Origin of the sequence: Bradyrhizobium sp. MOS001, from assembly GCF_004634465.1 — a bacterium.
GTDB classification, from domain to species: Bacteria; Pseudomonadota; Alphaproteobacteria; order Rhizobiales; family Xanthobacteraceae; genus Bradyrhizobium; species Bradyrhizobium barranii.
The window spans coordinates 81,410-97,372 of the sequence record NZ_SPVJ01000002.1; the positions used below are offsets into that span (position 1 = coordinate 81,410).

The 15,963-nt window shown below is 66.1% G+C and carries 13 protein-coding genes, 1 pseudogene and 1 riboswitch; of the genes and pseudogenes, 9 read left to right on the top strand and 5 right to left on the bottom strand.

Features of this window, described 5'->3' with window-relative positions:
- Positions 1 to 21: 21 nt before the first annotated feature.
- Complete coding sequence (locus CT676_RS03815) at positions 22 to 783, bottom strand: uroporphyrinogen-III synthase (RefSeq protein WP_135213925.1); 762 nt, start codon at positions 781 to 783, stop codon at positions 22 to 24.
- Positions 784 to 934: 151 nt separating this feature from the next.
- Here CT676_RS03815 and tsaD point away from each other — a divergent pair, with 151 nt between their 5' ends.
- From tsaD to CT676_RS03830, 3 genes are all read left to right on the top strand, one after another.
- The gene (tsaD, locus tag CT676_RS03820; protein WP_135213926.1) at positions 935 to 2,008 is read left to right on the top strand and encodes a tRNA (adenosine(37)-N6)-threonylcarbamoyltransferase complex transferase subunit TsaD; all 1,074 of its coding nucleotides are present in this window, start codon (positions 935 to 937) and stop codon (positions 2,006 to 2,008) included.
- 2 nt (positions 2,009 to 2,010) lie between these two features.
- The gene (locus CT676_RS03825) at positions 2,011 to 2,991 is read left to right on the top strand and encodes an NAD(P)H-dependent glycerol-3-phosphate dehydrogenase (protein ID WP_135213927.1); all 981 of its coding nucleotides are present in this window, start codon (positions 2,011 to 2,013) and stop codon (positions 2,989 to 2,991) included.
- 116 nt (positions 2,992 to 3,107) lie between these two features.
- Positions 3,108 to 3,521, top strand: a complete 414-nt coding sequence (locus CT676_RS03830) for an EVE domain-containing protein (protein ID WP_135214095.1) — start codon at positions 3,108 to 3,110, stop codon at positions 3,519 to 3,521.
- A gap of 88 nt (positions 3,522 to 3,609) precedes the next feature.
- On the opposite strand, the gene CT676_RS03835 is transcribed toward CT676_RS03830, so the two are convergent.
- Entirely contained in the window at positions 3,610 to 4,704 is a 1,095-nt protein-coding gene (locus tag CT676_RS03835) for an adenylate/guanylate cyclase domain-containing protein (RefSeq protein ID WP_167767952.1), read from the bottom strand.
- A gap of 102 nt (positions 4,705 to 4,806) precedes the next feature.
- Here CT676_RS03835 and CT676_RS03840 point away from each other — a divergent pair.
- Positions 4,807 to 5,251 (top strand): annotated as a pseudogene (locus CT676_RS03840) (SRPBCC family protein).
- Between the two features lie 109 nt (positions 5,252 to 5,360).
- Here CT676_RS03840 and CT676_RS03845 read toward each other — a convergent pair.
- The gene (locus tag CT676_RS03845) at positions 5,361 to 6,530 is read right to left on the bottom strand and encodes a DNA topoisomerase IB (RefSeq protein WP_135213929.1); all 1,170 of its coding nucleotides are present in this window, start codon (positions 6,528 to 6,530) and stop codon (positions 5,361 to 5,363) included.
- Positions 6,531 to 6,952: 422 nt separating this feature from the next.
- Here CT676_RS03845 and acs point away from each other — a divergent pair, with 422 nt between their 5' ends.
- Both acs and CT676_RS03860 read left to right on the top strand, forming a co-directional pair.
- The gene (gene acs, locus CT676_RS03850) at positions 6,953 to 8,899 is read left to right on the top strand and encodes an acetate--CoA ligase (RefSeq protein ID WP_167767932.1); all 1,947 of its coding nucleotides are present in this window, start codon (positions 6,953 to 6,955) and stop codon (positions 8,897 to 8,899) included.
- 411 nt (positions 8,900 to 9,310) lie between these two features.
- On the top strand, positions 9,311 to 9,826 hold the full coding sequence (locus tag CT676_RS03860; RefSeq protein WP_135213930.1) for a L,D-transpeptidase: 516 nt from the start codon (positions 9,311 to 9,313) through the stop codon (positions 9,824 to 9,826).
- 54 nt (positions 9,827 to 9,880) lie between these two features.
- Here CT676_RS03860 and CT676_RS03865 read toward each other — a convergent pair whose 3' ends face one another.
- Both CT676_RS03865 and CT676_RS03870 read right to left on the bottom strand, forming a co-directional pair.
- Complete coding sequence (locus CT676_RS03865) at positions 9,881 to 10,468, bottom strand: thermonuclease family protein (RefSeq protein ID WP_135213931.1); 588 nt, start codon at positions 10,466 to 10,468, stop codon at positions 9,881 to 9,883.
- 69 nt (positions 10,469 to 10,537) lie between these two features.
- A complete protein-coding gene (locus CT676_RS03870) occupies positions 10,538 to 10,735 on the bottom strand; it encodes a DUF1674 domain-containing protein (RefSeq protein ID WP_028151091.1) in 198 nt (65 codons plus the stop codon).
- Positions 10,736 to 10,922: 187 nt separating this feature from the next.
- Between CT676_RS03870 and CT676_RS03875 the strand changes: the two genes are divergently transcribed.
- From CT676_RS03875 to purH, 3 genes are all read left to right on the top strand, one after another.
- Complete coding sequence (locus CT676_RS03875) at positions 10,923 to 12,269, top strand: transcription antitermination factor NusB (RefSeq protein WP_135213932.1); 1,347 nt, start codon at positions 10,923 to 10,925, stop codon at positions 12,267 to 12,269.
- 155 nt (positions 12,270 to 12,424) lie between these two features.
- Positions 12,425 to 14,143, top strand: a complete 1,719-nt coding sequence (locus CT676_RS03880; protein ID WP_167767953.1) for a heparinase II/III family protein — start codon at positions 12,425 to 12,427, stop codon at positions 14,141 to 14,143.
- 59 nt (positions 14,144 to 14,202) lie between these two features.
- Positions 14,203 to 14,284: riboswitch (ZMP/ZTP riboswitch) on the top strand.
- A 25-nt stretch (positions 14,285 to 14,309) separates the two neighbouring features.
- Entirely contained in the window at positions 14,310 to 15,902 is a 1,593-nt protein-coding gene (gene purH / locus CT676_RS03885; protein WP_135213934.1) for a bifunctional phosphoribosylaminoimidazolecarboxamide formyltransferase/IMP cyclohydrolase, read from the top strand.
- Positions 15,903 to 15,963: the final 61 nt, after the last annotated feature.

Below are 15,963 nucleotides of genomic sequence, written 5' to 3' on the forward strand. Positions count from 1 at the left end.
CGTCGGATTCGGCCCGACCTCTTACGCCAAACGGGTCCGCAAAGCACGCTCCAAGGTATCAAATAGGGCATTTTCGTCCGGCGTCGCGGCCCCCAGAACCTGCGACGCGCCGGCATCGCGCAGCACGCTGGCGACCGTCTCGGACAGGCAGCATTGCGGGATCGCCAGCGCCGAGATTTCGACGCCTTCGTCCCGTGCCGCATCCAGGAAGGCCCGTGCGCTGCGACGGGAGTAGTGCAGCACCGCCTCGATCCCATGTGCGGCAAAGCCATCGCAGACATCGCGCGGCAGGACCTTGACCGGAGTCATGCGATAGGTGGTCTGCGTCACCACACTGAAGCCCTCCGCGCCAAGCTCGCCGCCGAGATCGCGCGACAGATCCGCGCCCGCGAGATAGAGCAGCGTGCTTTTCTTCTTCAGCAGCTTGTCGCGCGCGCTCTGCATCACCTTGTCGCGCAAGGCCGCGGCATCGCCGCCGGCGACGATCACCTCGGCGAAGCCGGCGTCGCGCGCCGCGGCAGCCGTGTGCTCGCCGACCGCAAACAGCGGCAGCTTCAGGAGGCCAAGATTCTTTAAGCCAAGATCCTGCAATTGTGGCGCGACGGCGCGGATCGCATTGGCCGACGTGACGATGATGGCGCCGTAGTCGGCCTCACTCTCGTCATGAAAGGCGACCGGCTCGAACTTGAGCATCGGGGCGAGCAGCACCACATGACCCCGCGCCCGCAAATTTTCTGCCGTCGCCTCATTGTCGGGATGCGGCCGTGTGACAAGAATGGACATCGCTTGTGTTCCCGAACCACGTGGCGGTGACGCATTCACGAAGGCGGCCGCGCGTGACGATTGCGCAAGTGGACCCCGGAATGCTACCGGACGTACCAGAACTCTGCTTTACGGATGAGCGCAAGGGCGCAAATTGGATAACAATTCGCCAATGCTGGTACTGGGCATCGAAACCACCTGCGACGAGACCGCCGCGGCCGTGATCGAGCGCGCGCCCGACGGCAGCGGCAAGATCCTCTCCAACATCGTGCGGTCCCAGATCGAGGAGCATGCCCGCTTCGGCGGCGTAGTGCCGGAGATCGCCGCGCGCGCGCATGTCGACGTCCTCGACGGCATCATCGACCGGGCCATGCACGAGGCCGGCATCGACTATGCGCAGCTCAACGGTGTCGCCGCCGCGGCGGGGCCGGGGCTGATCGGCGGCGTCATCGTCGGCCTCACCACCGCAAAGGCGATCGCGATGGTGCACGACACGCCGCTGGTCGCGGTCAACCACCTCGAGGCGCATGCACTGACGCCGCGCCTCACCGACGGAATTGAATTTCCCTACTGCCTGTTCCTCGCCTCGGGCGGGCATACCCAGATCGTCGCCGTCACCGGTGTCGGCCAATATGTGCGGCTCGGCACCACCGTCGACGACGCGATGGGCGAAGCCTTCGACAAGGTCGCGAAGATGCTGGGCCTGCCCTATCCGGGCGGGCCGCAGGTCGAACGCGCCGCGGCAACCGGCGATGCCACGCGCTTCGCCTTCCCGCGCCCGATGCAGGGACGGCCCGATGCTAATTTCTCGCTGTCTGGATTGAAGACGGCGGTGCGCAACGAGGCGAGCCGGTTAACTGAGATCGCGCCGCAGGATATCAGCGATCTCTGCGCGAGTTTTCAAGCCGCAGTGCTTGACTCGACGGCCGACCGGTTGAGCGTCGGCCTGAGGCTTTTCCGCGAGCAGTTCGGCGCTCCGCATGCCCTCGTCGCCGCCGGCGGGGTCGCGGCCAATCAGGCGATCCGCGGCGCCCTGCATGACGTCGCGCGGCAGGCCGGGACGCAACTGATCATGCCGCCGCCCGCGCTCTGCACCGATAACGGCGCGATGATTGCCTGGGCCGGCGCCGAGCGCCTGGCGCTCGGCATGATCGACACGATGGAAGCCCAACCCCGCGCACGCTGGCTGCTCGATGCCAACGCCACGGCGCCGGCCGGTTACGGCAACACGCGGGCGGGATTCTAGCTATGACGGCGTTCCGGTCCGTCGCGGTGATTGGTGCGGGCGCATGGGGCACGGCGCTGGCGACGGTCGCGGCGCGCGCCGGACGGAACGTGACGCTCTGGGCGCGCAACAGCGAACATGCCGCGCGAATCGCCTCGACCCGCGACAATCCGCGGCTGCCCGGCGTGCGGCTGGCGCCGGAGATCGTCGTGACGCACGAGCTTGCGGAGACCGCGCGCGCGGACATGGTGCTGATCGCGACGCCCGCACAGCATTTGCGCGGCGCGGTCAACATACTGGCCTCGCATCTGACAAAGCCGGTGCCGATCGTCGCCTGCGCCAAAGGCATCGAGCACGGCACCCATAAATTCATGACCGACGTCATCGCGGAAGCCGCACCTCACGCGCAGCCGGCGATCCTGTCGGGCCCGAGCTTTGCCGACGACGTCGCGCGCGGCTTGCCGACCGCGGTGACGCTGGCGGCGAAGGACGAAGCGCTGGCGAGCGCGCTGGTGCAGGCGCTGGGCTCAGCGACCTTCCGGCCCTATCACACGACAGATGTCCGCGGCGTCGAGATCGGCGGTGCGGCCAAGAACGTGCTGGCGATCGCGGTTGGCATCGCGGTCGGGCGCAAGCTCGGTGCCTCCGCCCAGGCTGCGCTGACGACCCGCGGCTTTGCCGAACTCACGCGCCTCGGCCGTGCCCTCGGCGCGCGCAGCGAGACGCTCGCGGGCCTGTCCGGCCTCGGCGATCTGATCCTGACCTGCTCGAGCCCGCAATCGCGCAATCTCGCGCACGGCCTTGCGCTGGGCCGCGGCGAGCAGCCGCCCGCGGGCAAGCTCGCCGAAGGCGAGTTCACCGCGCCTGTGTTGATCGAACTCGCAGCTTCGCACAACATCGAGATGCCGGTATCAGAAGCGGTCGCTTCGATCCTGAGCGGCCGGAGCACGATCGACGCTGCGATCTCGGGACTGTTGACGCGCCCCTTCAAGGCAGAGGAATGACGTCTTTCTCGTCATGCCCGCGCTTGTCGCGGGCATCCACGTCTTGATATTGAATTGGTGGCAGAGACGTGGATGGCCGGGACAAGCCCGGCCATGACGAACGGATAGGACGCGCGATGAACTACTGGCTGGTGAAATCCGAACCGTCGGTGTGGTCCTGGGACCAGCAGGTAGCGAAGGGCGCCAAGGGCGAGGCCTGGACCGGCGTGCGCAATTACACCGCGCGCATAAACCTCGTGAGCATGAAGAAGGGCGACAAGGCGTTCTTCTATCATTCCAACGAGGGCAAGGAGATCGTCGGCATCGCGGAGGTCATCAAGGAGGCCTATCCCGATCCGACCGACAAGACCGAAAAATTCGTCTGCGTCGACATCAAGGCCGACAAGCCCTTGAAGACGCCGGTGACGATGGCCGCGATCAAGGCGGACAAGAAGCTCGCTAATATGGCGCTGGTGAAATATTCGCGGCTGTCGGTGCAGCCGGTGACGACGGAAGAGTGGAAGCTCGTCTGCAAGATGGGCGGGATGTAAGTTATTGCCGTAGCCCGGATGGAGCGCAGCGCAATCCGGGAAAGTCTTCATGCCGCACGACCCCGGATTACGCTGCGCTCCATCCGGGCTACGATGTCCGCACTTGCGTCGCCGGCAGCGTAAACACCTCGCATGGCGAAGCGATGCCGCGCAGCGGATGCGATCCGAGCGCGACGAGAGGCGTATCCGTCTCCGCGGCCAGCGCCCCCGATACCAGCACGGTCCGTTCCAGGGGCTTGCACAATCCCTCGAGCCGGCTGGCGAGATTGACGGCGGGACCGATCGCCGTGAAATCGAGCCTGTTGGCGGCGCCGATATTGCCCCAGAGTATTTCGCCGAGATGAAGGGCCGCGCCGAACGCAAGCGGCGGCAGTCCTTGAGCGCCGCGCTCCCCGTTGAGATACGCCATGCCGGCTTCGGCTGCGCCTGCGGCACGCAGGGCGGCGTCGCAGGCGCGGCGCGGCGACGCGTCGACCACCGGGAAGATCGCGAGCACGCCGTCGCCGATAAATTTCAGCACCTCGCCGCCGAAGGCATGAACGGCACCGGCGATGCGATCGAACCAGGCGTCGAGCGCTGCGATGACGTCGGCCGGCGGTGTGGTCTCCGACAAGGTCGTGAAGTTGCGCAGATCCGCATAGAGCAGCGCGGCTTGAATGGTCTCGCCGAGATCGCGCCGCAACGGCGCCGCCAGCACCCGCTCCGCGCTGCGCTTGCCGAGATAGGCATCGAGCGTCGCGCGCAACGTGGCGCGCGCAGCGAGCACGGCCAGCGGCGTCGCGGCGAAACGCGCAGCCTGGCGCAATTGCTCGATCTCGTCTGCGGTGAACGGACGCGGCCCGATCCAGCCGAGCTGCGGCCCATCTTGTCGTCCGACCACCTCTTCGTGCACCTCGCCGCGCGCGATGTCGCGCAGCCAGCGGCGGCCGGCATCATTGGGCGGGTCGGGTGCCAGCCCACTTGGTGCGAAGCCGAGCGCCTCGATGACCCGGCCGGTCTCCGCGCGCCACAGCCAGGTCCGCTTCGCGATCAGCGGATGCGGCACCTCCAACGTCAGGCTCCCTGCCGCAAGCGGCACACCGTCGGCGACCAGATGAGCGCCGAGTTCCGCGAGCAGACGGTCGGCCCCGGGGCAATCCGAGGCGGCATCGACGAGCCAGGCAAGGGTCCGGGAGAGTTGCATGGCCCGATGATGGCGAAGGTCGGCCATCTTTGTCACGGGCAATCCTTGACGCACCGCTCCACCGCCGCCATGTGGCCAGTGTCAGCCCAGGGATGATCGCCGATGACCGAGCCGTTCGTAGTGCGACGGGAAACCCAGATCGCAGCCCCCCGCGCCACCGTCTTCGCCTATTTGACCGATCCAGAGAAAATCCTGAGCTGGATGGGCTCCGACGCGACCACGGAGCCGCACCCCGGCGGGCTCTATCTCCTCAAGGGCATCGGACCGCGTGGCGGCGTCGGCCGCGGCGGTCGTGCCGGTGCATCGTCTGGCCTACACATTCGGCTGGGAGGGCGGTCAGGAAGTGCCGCCCGGCTCGAGCCTGATCGAGATCGACCTGATCGAGCGCGACGGCGGCACGCTGCTGCGCATGACCCATAGCGGGCTCCCGACCGAGGAACAGGCCGCCGCGCACGCGAAAGGATGGGCGCATTATCTGGGCCGGCTCACGAGCGCAGCCGCGGGCCGTGATCCCGGTCCGGACAAGGGTATCTCAGACAAGATGTAGCTCTCGTAGGGTGGGCAAAGCGAAGCGTGCCCACGCGGCCTATCAACAATGTCGTGAAGAATGGTGGGCACGGCGCTTCGCGCCTTTGCCCACCCTACGGCACCGCCGCTTAAACTGCCGCGGTCGCCACCACCTGCTGCAAGAGTTGCTCGCGCCTGGCCTGCGAACGCTGGCCCTTCATGGTGGCGGCGAAGCGTTCGAGGATACCGTCCTCGAAGGCGGTGACGATGGTGTCGTGGACGTAGCTCTTGCGGCAGATCGCCGGCGTGTTGGAGAGCTTGTCCGCTGCGGCGCGGATCGCGTCCAGCACCTGCTTCTTGCGGCCGCGCTGGCTGGTCGCCGGCGTGATCCGCGACAGCGATTCCACCACGACTGCGGACGCCATCAGCGTGCGAAAATCCTTCAGCGAAATCTTGATGCCGGCGATCTCGCGCAGAAACGCGTTCACCTGCGTGGTGCTGACCGCGCGCACGATGCCGTAGGCGTCGCGATACTGGAACATGCGCTTGCCGGGAACGCCGTTCAGGATGCCGATGGCGCGTACCAGCTTGGCCGCGTCGCACTCCTTGCGCACCGCCTTGCCGCCCTTGGCCTTGAAGGTCAGCACGAAGGAATCGTCCTCGAGCGTAACGTTCGACTTCAGCATCGTGGTGGCACCGCGGGTGCCGTTGAGGCGGGCATACGATTCGTTGCCGGGACGGATCGCGGTGCGCGCGATCAGCTCGATCACGGCCGAGAGTGCGAATTCACGCGTCGGCTCGTCACCCGACAGGAACGCCGAGACCTTGCGCCGGATCTTTGGCAGCGCGCCGACAAGCTTTTCCAGCCGGTGCGCCTTGCGGTGCTCGCGGACCTTTTCCCAATCGGTGTGGTAGCGGTATTGCAGCCGGCCCGCGGCATCGCGTCCCACCGCCTGGAGATGCGAGCTCGGATCGGCCGAGTAGCGCACCTGGCGATAGGCCGGCGGCACCGCCATGGCGTGCAGCCGGCGGATGGTGCGAGCGTCGCGGATATGCGCGCCGTTGGGACGGACGAAGGAATAGCCCTTGCCGCGCTTGATGCGCCGGATGGTCAGCTCGTTCTGGTCGCCGAGCCGCAGGCCCAGCTCCTTGGCGATCGCCTCAACCGAGGTCGCAGGCGCGGTGTCGAAGACCTTTTTCGGGCTGAGACGGGCGGAACCGGCCGGTTTCGGCCATTGTCCGAGGGCTTTGGCCAGCGCGACAGCAGCAGGATCGGCCGAAGCGAGCCGCATCGTCCCGAGATTCCGCTGATCCATCATAGTCTTAAGCCTTAGCCCTGTCTGTTATCGGTCAATGCCGCTGTTCTGATTTTTGTTCCAAGGGTCTATTGGACAGTCTCTTGGACGGTCTCTCGGGACCCGGGTTGGCCATTTAGGGTGTTCCGAACCGCATTGCGAGTCCCGAATCAGTGACAGACGGTTTCTAAATACCTCATGCGGCGCATGGGCGCCCTGCACAGGCCTATTCCGGCGTCTTGGTAAAGACCTGGAAAGCCGCGCAAGCCTGTTTCAGATCTGCGACAGTCGCGCCAGGCGCCGTTGATCTTCCGCATGGCTGCCCGCTCGCCGAAGGTCCAGCTTGTGCTCCTTGTCGGGTCCGGTTAGGCGGACGCATAATCGGTTCAATGATGACGTCGGCTCGCCGGTCGCCTGGGCTCGGCTTGCCGTATCTGGAGGGAAGCATGTCCGAGAAGACCTACGACGTCCCCGCGGAATGGGCCAAGCGCGCCTGGATCGACCAAGCCAAGTACAAGGACATGTACGCCCGCTCGATCTCGGACCCGAACGCCTTCTGGGCCGAGCAGGCCAAGCGTATCGACTGGATGCACGCGCCGACGAAGATCGAGAACGTCTCCTTCGCCCCCGGCAACATCTCGATCAAATGGTTCGAGGACGGAATCCTCAACGTCGCCCATAATTGCATCGACCGGCATCTGCACAAGCGCGCCAACCAGACCGCGATCATCTGGGAAGGCGACGATCCCTCGCAATCCCGGCACATCACCTACAAGGAGCTGCACGACGAGGTCTGCCGGATGGCCAACATCCTGCGCACCCGCAACGTCAAGAAGGGCGACCGCGTCACCATCTACCTGCCGATGATTCCCGAAGCGGCCTACGCGATGCTGGCCTGCGCGCGGATCGGTGCGATCCACTCCGTGGTGTTCGCGGGCTTCTCGCCCGACAGCCTCGCCCAGCGCATCAACGACTGCCAATCCAAGGTGATCATCACGGCGGACGAGGGCCTGCGCGGCGGCAAGAAGGTGCCGCTGAAAGCCAATGTCGATGCAGCGCTCGCCAAGGCCGACGGCGTCGACTGGGTCGTCGTTGTCAAGCGCACCGGCGGCACGGTCGAGATGAATCCGTCGCGCGATCTCTGGTATCACGACGCCGCCAAGATGGTGACGACGGAATGCCGGGCCGAGCACATGCACGCCGAGGATCCGCTGTTCATCCTCTATACGTCGGGCTCGACCGGCCAGCCCAAGGGCGTGCTGCACACCTCGGGCGGCTATCTCGTGTTCGCCGCGATGACGCATCAATACGTCTTCGACTATCACGACGGCGACATCTACTGGTGCACCGCCGACGTCGGCTGGGTCACCGGACACAGCTACATCCTTTATGGGCCGCTGGCGAACGGCGCGACCACGCTGATGTTCGAAGGCGTGCCGAATTATCCGGACAATTCCCGTTTCTGGAACGTCATCGACAAGCACAAGGTCAACATCTTCTACACCGCGCCGACCGCGATCCGCGCACTGATGCAGAGCGGCGACGAGCCCGTGAAGAAGACGTCGCGCGCCTCGCTTCGCCTGCTCGGCTCGGTCGGCGAGCCGATCAATCCCGAAGCCTGGGAGTGGTATCACCGTGTCGTCGGCGACGATCGCTGCCCGATCGTCGACACCTGGTGGCAGACCGAGACCGGCGGCATCTTGATCACGCCGCTGCCGGGCGCGACCAAGCTGAAGCCGGGCTCGGCGACGCAGCCGTTCTTCGGCGTCGTGCCTGAGATCGTCGATGCCGACGGCAAGGTGCTGGACGGCGAGACATCAGGCAATCTCTGCCTGACGCGGTCATGGCCGGGCCAGATGCGCACGGTCTATGGCGATCACGCCCGCTTCGAGCAGACCTATTTCTCGACCTACAAGGGCAAGTATTTCACCGGCGACGGCTGCCGGCGCGACGCCGACGGCTATTACTGGATCACCGGCCGCGTCGATGACGTCATCAACGTCTCCGGCCACCGCATGGGCACCGCGGAAGTCGAGAGCGCGCTCGTCGCGCATGAGAAGGTGTCGGAAGCCGCCGTAGTCGGTTACCCGCACGACATCAAGGGCCAGGGCATCTACGCCTATGTCACCCTGATGGCCGGCGTCGAGCCGAGCGACGAATTGCGCAAGGAGCTCGTCACCTGGGTGCGCAAGGAGATCGGCCCGATCGCCGCGCCCGACCAGATCCAGTTCTCGCCCGGTCTGCCCAAAACCCGCTCCGGCAAGATCATGCGCCGCATCCTGCGCAAGATCGCCGAGGACGAGCCGGGCAGCCTCGGCGATACCTCGACGCTCGCCGATCCGGCCGTGGTCGACGATCTCGTCAAGAACCGGCAGAACAAGAAGTCGGCGTAAGGCACGCTCTCGTGCCCCGGACGCGGCGCAGCGCTTCTTCAGCGGTGCGCTGCAGAGCCGGGGCCGATCCAATGGCAGAGCGTGTGGCCTCCCGGGTCCCGGCTCTGCGCAGCAGCGCCAAGGCGCTGCAGCGCGTCCGGGACACAGAGCCCCCCCGAAATAACAGCCGTTCACACCCTCACGCACTTGTCAGGGCGCGATCCGTCGCGCCCGCGTCTTTCCAGCCAAGTGTTGTTTTCTTGTCATTTACTTTATTTCGAACATTTTCTTTGTTCCGCGTGCTGGCGGGCCCTTGGCGGCCGCGCGTGGAAACCATCCGGTTAACAGGCGCGGTTAAGAATATCCGGGCAAGCGGGCAATTGCCGGTGCTGCGTAGTTTTGGACGATCCGTTCGGGGTAGAGGAAAAATTGATGTCGGTAAGGATTGCTGTGGCGCTCGCCGCCACCATTGGGGCAGGGGTCTTGATGTCGACGGCCGCAGAGGCGCGGCCGGAAATGGTGGGGGCACACCTGGCCGACTATTCGCCGGGCACCATCGTGGTCAAAACCAACGAGCGGCGGCTCTATCTCATCCTCGATAACGGCCACGCCGTGCGCTATCCGGTCGGCGTCGGCAAGTCCGGCAAGCAATGGGCCGGCACCACCCGCATCGACGGCAAGTATCTCAACCCGGCCTGGTCGCCGCCTGCTGAAGTGAAGCGCGACAAGCCCAGCATCCCCGACGTTATTCCAGGCGGCTCGCCGCGCAACCCGATGGGCGTTGCGGCGATGACGCTGGCCGGCGGCGAATATGCCATCCACGGCACCAATGTGCCGGGCTCGGTCGGCGGCTTCGTCTCCTATGGCTGCATCCGCATGCTCAACGACGACATCACCGATCTCTACAGCCGCGTCTCGGTCGGCACGACGGTGGTCGTGACGCGCTGATCTCCAAACTCGTAACAGAATTGAAAGAGCCGCGTCCATCGACGCGGCTCTTTGTTACCAGAAGCGCCAGCCGCGCGCGCACCAGCCGTCGCGATGGCCGCCGTTGTAGCTCCGCGCGTAACCGCCCGCGAGCAGCGCGGCAGATACGTCCGCAGTTCGCTTTGTCGCGACATTGGCGAGAACACGGCCGTATTTGTCGGGGCCGAGATTGGTGATCGTCACGCCGCCCTGGCCGAGCAGATCGCGCAGCGCGCCTGTCGCCGCTTGAGCCTTGTCCAATTCATCCTGGCAGGATGCTTTCATCTCCGGCGCATCGATACCGCGCAGGCGAACGCGCGCAACGAGAACGCGTCCGTCGCGCTGGTGCACGCGAGCGAGAAAGGTATCGCCGTCGATCGTGCGAATGACGTCGACCGGCTGACGGATGTCCGGATTGGCCTGCTGCAAAATGATCTGGGCATCTCGCGATTGACCATCGATCGCATGCGGGAAGGGCCAGTTCATCCCGTGCCGGAAGGTAAGCACGACGGCCACCACGATTGCGACCACGAACATCCACGGCAACAGCCCCGAGAAGTGACGGCCGAACGGCGAACCACTGTATGAGGGCCGGTATGGATGGCTGGGATCGAAACGCGGCATCCGCGCACGCTAGGGCTGAGTCGGGCGATCCGGCAAGATGGCCTCAAAAGCCAGCCTCAAACGACAGCCTCAAAAGTCCGAGGCGATACCTTTGCGCTCCCAATCGCCGTAGCGGGTGGGCTCGGGTCCCTTCGGTCCCTGCAATTCCTTCGGCGCCGCCGCGGCGTGGGCAGCAGCAGCCTGCCGGCGCGCTTCGGCCTCGGCCAGCGCGCGCTGGGCGGCCGGCGGGAGCGGCTTGCGATCGGGAACGGGGGGCTGGTCACTCATCTCGGCGGTTCCTAGCGCAGGATCACGGGGTGTGCGACGTCCAATAACGCATTGCTGAGATGGTCATGCCGGGCTGTAAACGCGAGAGGCCATTCTTACATTTGGCATATTCGCATGCCAGAGATAAGTCTCTCGAGGCATGCGCCCATTGCGGCGGAACTGCCGCTCGCCAAGAACCTTAAGCCGCATGCCATCTCAACGTTTCGCTCCTCCGTCCGAAGTGCCCGGTCTCGCGGCGCGGCGGATCGCCGCTGACATCGTCGACGGCGTGCTGCACAAGCACCGCACGCTTGACGATCAACTCGACGGCAGCGGTGCCCATCCCGGATTGAAGACGCTCGCCGACCGCGACCGCGCGCTGATGCGCCGCCTGGTCGCGACCGTGCTGCGTCGGCTCGGCACGCTCGGCCATGTGCTGTCCCGCTTGCTCGACAAGGGCATCCCGTCCGAAGCGCCGCGCGCGCAGAGCGCGCTCCTGATCGGCGCCGCCCAGATCCTCTGGATGGACGTGCCCGATCACGCCGCGGTCGATCTCTCCGTCCGCCTCGTTCAATCCGACCGGCGTGCCGCTCGTTATGCCGGCCTCGTCAATGCCGTGCTGCGCCGCTGCGCGCGCGAGGGCAAGGCGCTGGTGGATGAAGTTGCCACGCAATCGCTGGACTTGCCGCCCTGGCTGCTCGCGCGCTGGAGCGCGCATTACGGCGAGGCGACCGCAAGAGACATGGCGCTGGCGCTCGGCCACGAGCCCTCGCTCGACCTCACCGTGAAATCGGACGCCGCGCAATGGGCGAACCGGCTGCACGGTGAAGTACTGCCGACCGGATCGGTGCGCACGGTGCTGCACGGCGCCGTGACCATGCTGCCCGGCTTCACCGAGGGGCAATGGTGGGTGCAAGATGCCGCCGCCGCGTTGCCAGCTCGGCTATTTGGCGACATCAAGGGCAAGTCCATTGCCGATCTCTGCGCCGCCCCGGGCGGCAAGACCGCGCAACTGGCACAGGCCGGCGCGCATGTCACGGCGATCGACCGCTCACCCGCCCGGGTGGCGCGTCTGCGCGAGAATCTGACGCGGCTGTCGCTCCAGGCCGAGACTGTCGTCGCCGACGCCGTGGAATGGGCCGGCCCTGCCGAGGGCTTTGACGGCATCCTGATCGATGCACCCTGCACATCGACCGGAACGATCCGGCGCCATCCCGACGTTGCCTGGCTCCGGCAGGAATCCGACGTCGCCGCCCTGACCGCGCTCCAGCAGCGGCTGCTGAAGAAATCCGTCTCGCTGCTCAAGCCGGGCGGGACGCTGGTCTACTGCACCTGTTCGCTGGAACCCGAAGAGGGCGAGCAGGCGATCGCGGCGCTGCTGGCCACGGAGGGCGGCCTGCGCCGCGTGCCGATCGAAGCTTCCGAGGTCTCCGGGCTCAGCGAGATCATCACCACGGAAGGCGACCTGCGCACGCTGCCCAGCCACCTGCCGAACGCCGATCCCAAGCTCGGCGGGCTCGACGGTTTCTACGCAGCCCGGCTCGTTAAATCCTGATTTTGCACCGGTTTTTGCGCCAGCGCTGATTCGCGACGCTTCAAGATGGTGTCAGACGTCCGATTTTGGGATTAAGAAGGATTCGTCGTTCATCCTCTCCCCCTTCAAGGCAAGGCGTGTCGGTCGCTCAACGCAGACGTATCTCGACGCTGGTGATGAACCGCTTCGCGCGGAACATGCTCGCGCGCGCGAGCGGCGGTTCCGTTGCGCTGTCGCGGGTCTGGCCCGGCCGTACCGACCGGCTGATCATCGCGCCGCATGACCTGCGCACGGCGGATGCGACCCGCGCCGCAGAGATCTATGCCGGACGCTTCGTCTTCGCCGGCAAGATCGTCAATTGCCACGGCCGCTCGATCTTCGATCTCGAACCGCCGTCGGAAGACTGGGAGGTCGCGCTGCTCGGCTTCGGCTGGCTGCGCCATCTGCGCGCCGCCGACACTGCGCTGACGCGCGCCAATGCGCGCGCGCTGGTCGAGGACTGGATCGCCAACCCTGCCAACAAGCGCCGCGCCGTCGCGCGGCGTGCCGACGTGCTGGCGCGGCGCGTGATCTCGCTGCTGTCGCAGGCGCCGCTGGTGCTCAACGACACCGACAACAAATTCTACCGCCGCTATCTGCGGGCGCTGGCGCGGGAGATCCGCCTTCTGCGCTACACCATGGTCAACATGCCCGACGGAGTGCCGAAGCTCCAGGTGCTGATCGCGCTGTGCTACGCGGCGCTGTGCCTTGCCAACCAGGCGCGGCAGATCCGCAGTGCCTCGAAAAAGCTCTCGGACGAGTTGCAGCGGCAGATCCTGCCCGACGGCGGCCACATCTCCCGCAATCCGGGCGCGCTGATCGAGCTCTTGATCGACCTGTTGCCGCTGCGGCAGACCTTTGCCGCGCGCAACATCGCACCGCCGCCGGCGCTGCTCAACGCGATCGACCGCATGATGCCGATGCTGCGCTTCTTCCGGCACGGCGACGGCAATTTCGCGCTCTTCAACGGCATGAGCGCGACGCCCTCGGACCTGCTCGCCACGCTGCTCGCCTATGACGACACTCACGGCGCGCCGATGGCGAATATGCCGCATACCGGCTTCCAGCGCCTCGACGCCGGCCAGACCACGCTGATCATCGACACCGGCCCCCCGCCGCCGGCCGGCGTCAGCCACGACGCCCATGCCGGCTGCCTGTCGTTCGAATTGTCTTCCGGCATCAGCCGCATCGTCACCAATTGCGGCATGCCGACCACGGGACGCGACAATTGGCGGCCGTTCGCACGCGGCACCGCGGCGCATTCGACGCTGACCTATCATGAGACGTCCTCATGCCAATTCGTCGAGATGTCGGCGATGAAGCGCCTCCTGCACGGCTCACCCGTCACCAGCGGCCCCGTCGAGGTCGAGAGCTATCGCGAGATCGTTCAGAACGGCACGCTGCTCACGACCTCGCATGACGGCTACCTCGCGAAATTCGGCGCGATCCATCGCCGCGTGCTGATGGTCGCCAATGACGGCGCACGCATCGACGGCGAGGACACGCTGTCGCCGCCGCAGGGCGGACGCTTCAAGGGCGCCGACGCCGACTTCGCGCTGCGCTTCCATCTGCATCCGGCGGTGAAGGCGAGCCGGCTGTCGGATGCCCGTGGCGTCATGCTGGTGCTGGCCAACCGCGACGTCTGGACCTTCGAGGCGCTGGACGACAAGGTCGACCTCGAGGACAGCGTGTTCCTGGCCGGCAATGACGGCCCGCGCCGCACCGCGCAGATCGTGATCCGGCAGGATGCGCGGCAGGCGCCGTCGATCCGCTGGAGCTTCGTCCGCTCCACTGCATCGCCTGCGGTCACCAATGCCCGCCGCAACGCCCGGCGCGAGCCGGAACTTCCGCTGTAAACGCGCACGATTCGGCCCCATCTCATCGTTGTGAAAACGGCCGAAAGCTGCTATCGAGCCCTCGCTCGCGCGACTGGCGACCTTGGATGGAGCACCATCGGGAAGCGCGGGACTGAGACGCCGCGCGCCTGGGCATAGACACTCCTTAAGACAGAGGATCTTGCTCATGACTGACCATCCCCGCCGCGTCACCCGTGCTCTTCTCTCCGTCTCCGACAAGACCGGCCTGATCGAGTTCGCAAAGGCACTTGCCGCGCACGATGTCGAGCTGGTCTCGACCGGCGGCACCGCCAAGGCGATCGCCGCGGCCGGCCTCAAGGTGAAGGACGTTTCCGACCTCACCGGCTTCCCCGAGATGATGGACGGCCGCGTCAAGACGCTGCATCCGAAGGTGCATGGCGGCCTGCTCGCGATCCGCGACAACAAGGAACATGCGGAGGCGATGAAGGCGCACGGCATCGCGCCGATCGATCTCCTGGTCGTCAACCTGTATCCGTTCGAAGCGACCGTCGACAAAGGCGCGGGCTTCGAGGATTGCATCGAGAACATCGACATCGGCGGCCCCGCGATGATCCGCGCCGCGGCGAAGAACCATGACGACGTCGCCGTCGTGGTCGAGGCCGAGGACTACAAGGCCGTGCTCGACGAGCTTGCCGCCAACAACGGATCGACGACGTTGACACTGCGCCGGCGGCTTGCCGCGAAGGCCTATGCGCGCACCGGCGCGTATGACGCCGCGATCTCGAACTGGTTCAACCGCCAGCTCGAAATCGACGCGCCCGATTTCCGCGCCTTCGGCGGCAGACTGATCCAGTCGCTGCGCTATGGCGAGAACCCGCACCAGACCGCCGCGTTCTATGCGACGCCCGACAAGCGGCCGGGCGTCTCGACCGCGCGCCAGCTCCAGGGCAAGGAGCTCTCCTACAACAACATCAACGACACCGATGCGGCCTACGAGTGCATCGGCGAGTTCGACGCCAAGCGCACCGCGGCCTGCGTCATCGTCAAGCACGCCAATCCGTGCGGCGTGGCCGAAGGCTCCGATCTCGTCAGCGCCTATCGCAAGGCGCTCGCATGCGATTCCACCTCGGCGTTCGGCGGCATCATCGCGATGAACCGGGCGCTCGACGCCGACACCGCGCGCGAGATCACAAAGATCTTCACCGAGGTGATCATCGCGCCCGACGCCAGCGAGGAGGCGATCGCCATCATCGGCGCGCGCAAGAATCTGCGCCTGCTGCTCGCCGGCAGCCTGCCCGATCCGCGCGCGCCTGGCCTCACCGCCAAGACGGTCGCCGGCGGCCTCCTCGTGCAAAGCCGCGACAACGCGGTGGTCGACGACATGACCTTCAAGGTCGTGACCAAACGTGCGCCTGATGACGCCGAGATGCGCGATCTGAAATTCGCGTTCCGCGTGGCAAAGCACGTCAAGTCCAACACCATCATCTACGCCAAGGATCTCGCCACCGTCGGCATCGGCGCGGGCCAGATGAGCCGGGTGGATTCAGCGCGGATCGCGGCGCGCAAGGCGCAGGACGCGGCGAATGAGCTCAAGCTCGCAGAGCCGCTCACCAAGGGCTCGGTGGTGGCGTCGGATGCGTTCTTCCCGTTCGCCGACGGCATGCTCGCCTGCATTGAGGCCGGCGCCACCGCCGTGGTGCAGCCCGGCGGCTCCATGCGCGACGACGAGGTGATCAAGGCCGCCGATGAGCACGGCATCGCCATGGTGTTTACGGGCACGCGGCACTTCAGGCACTAACTCACCGCGAGCGTAGCCCGGATGGAGCGCAGCGAAATCCGGGTTTCACGTCTCAGCAACA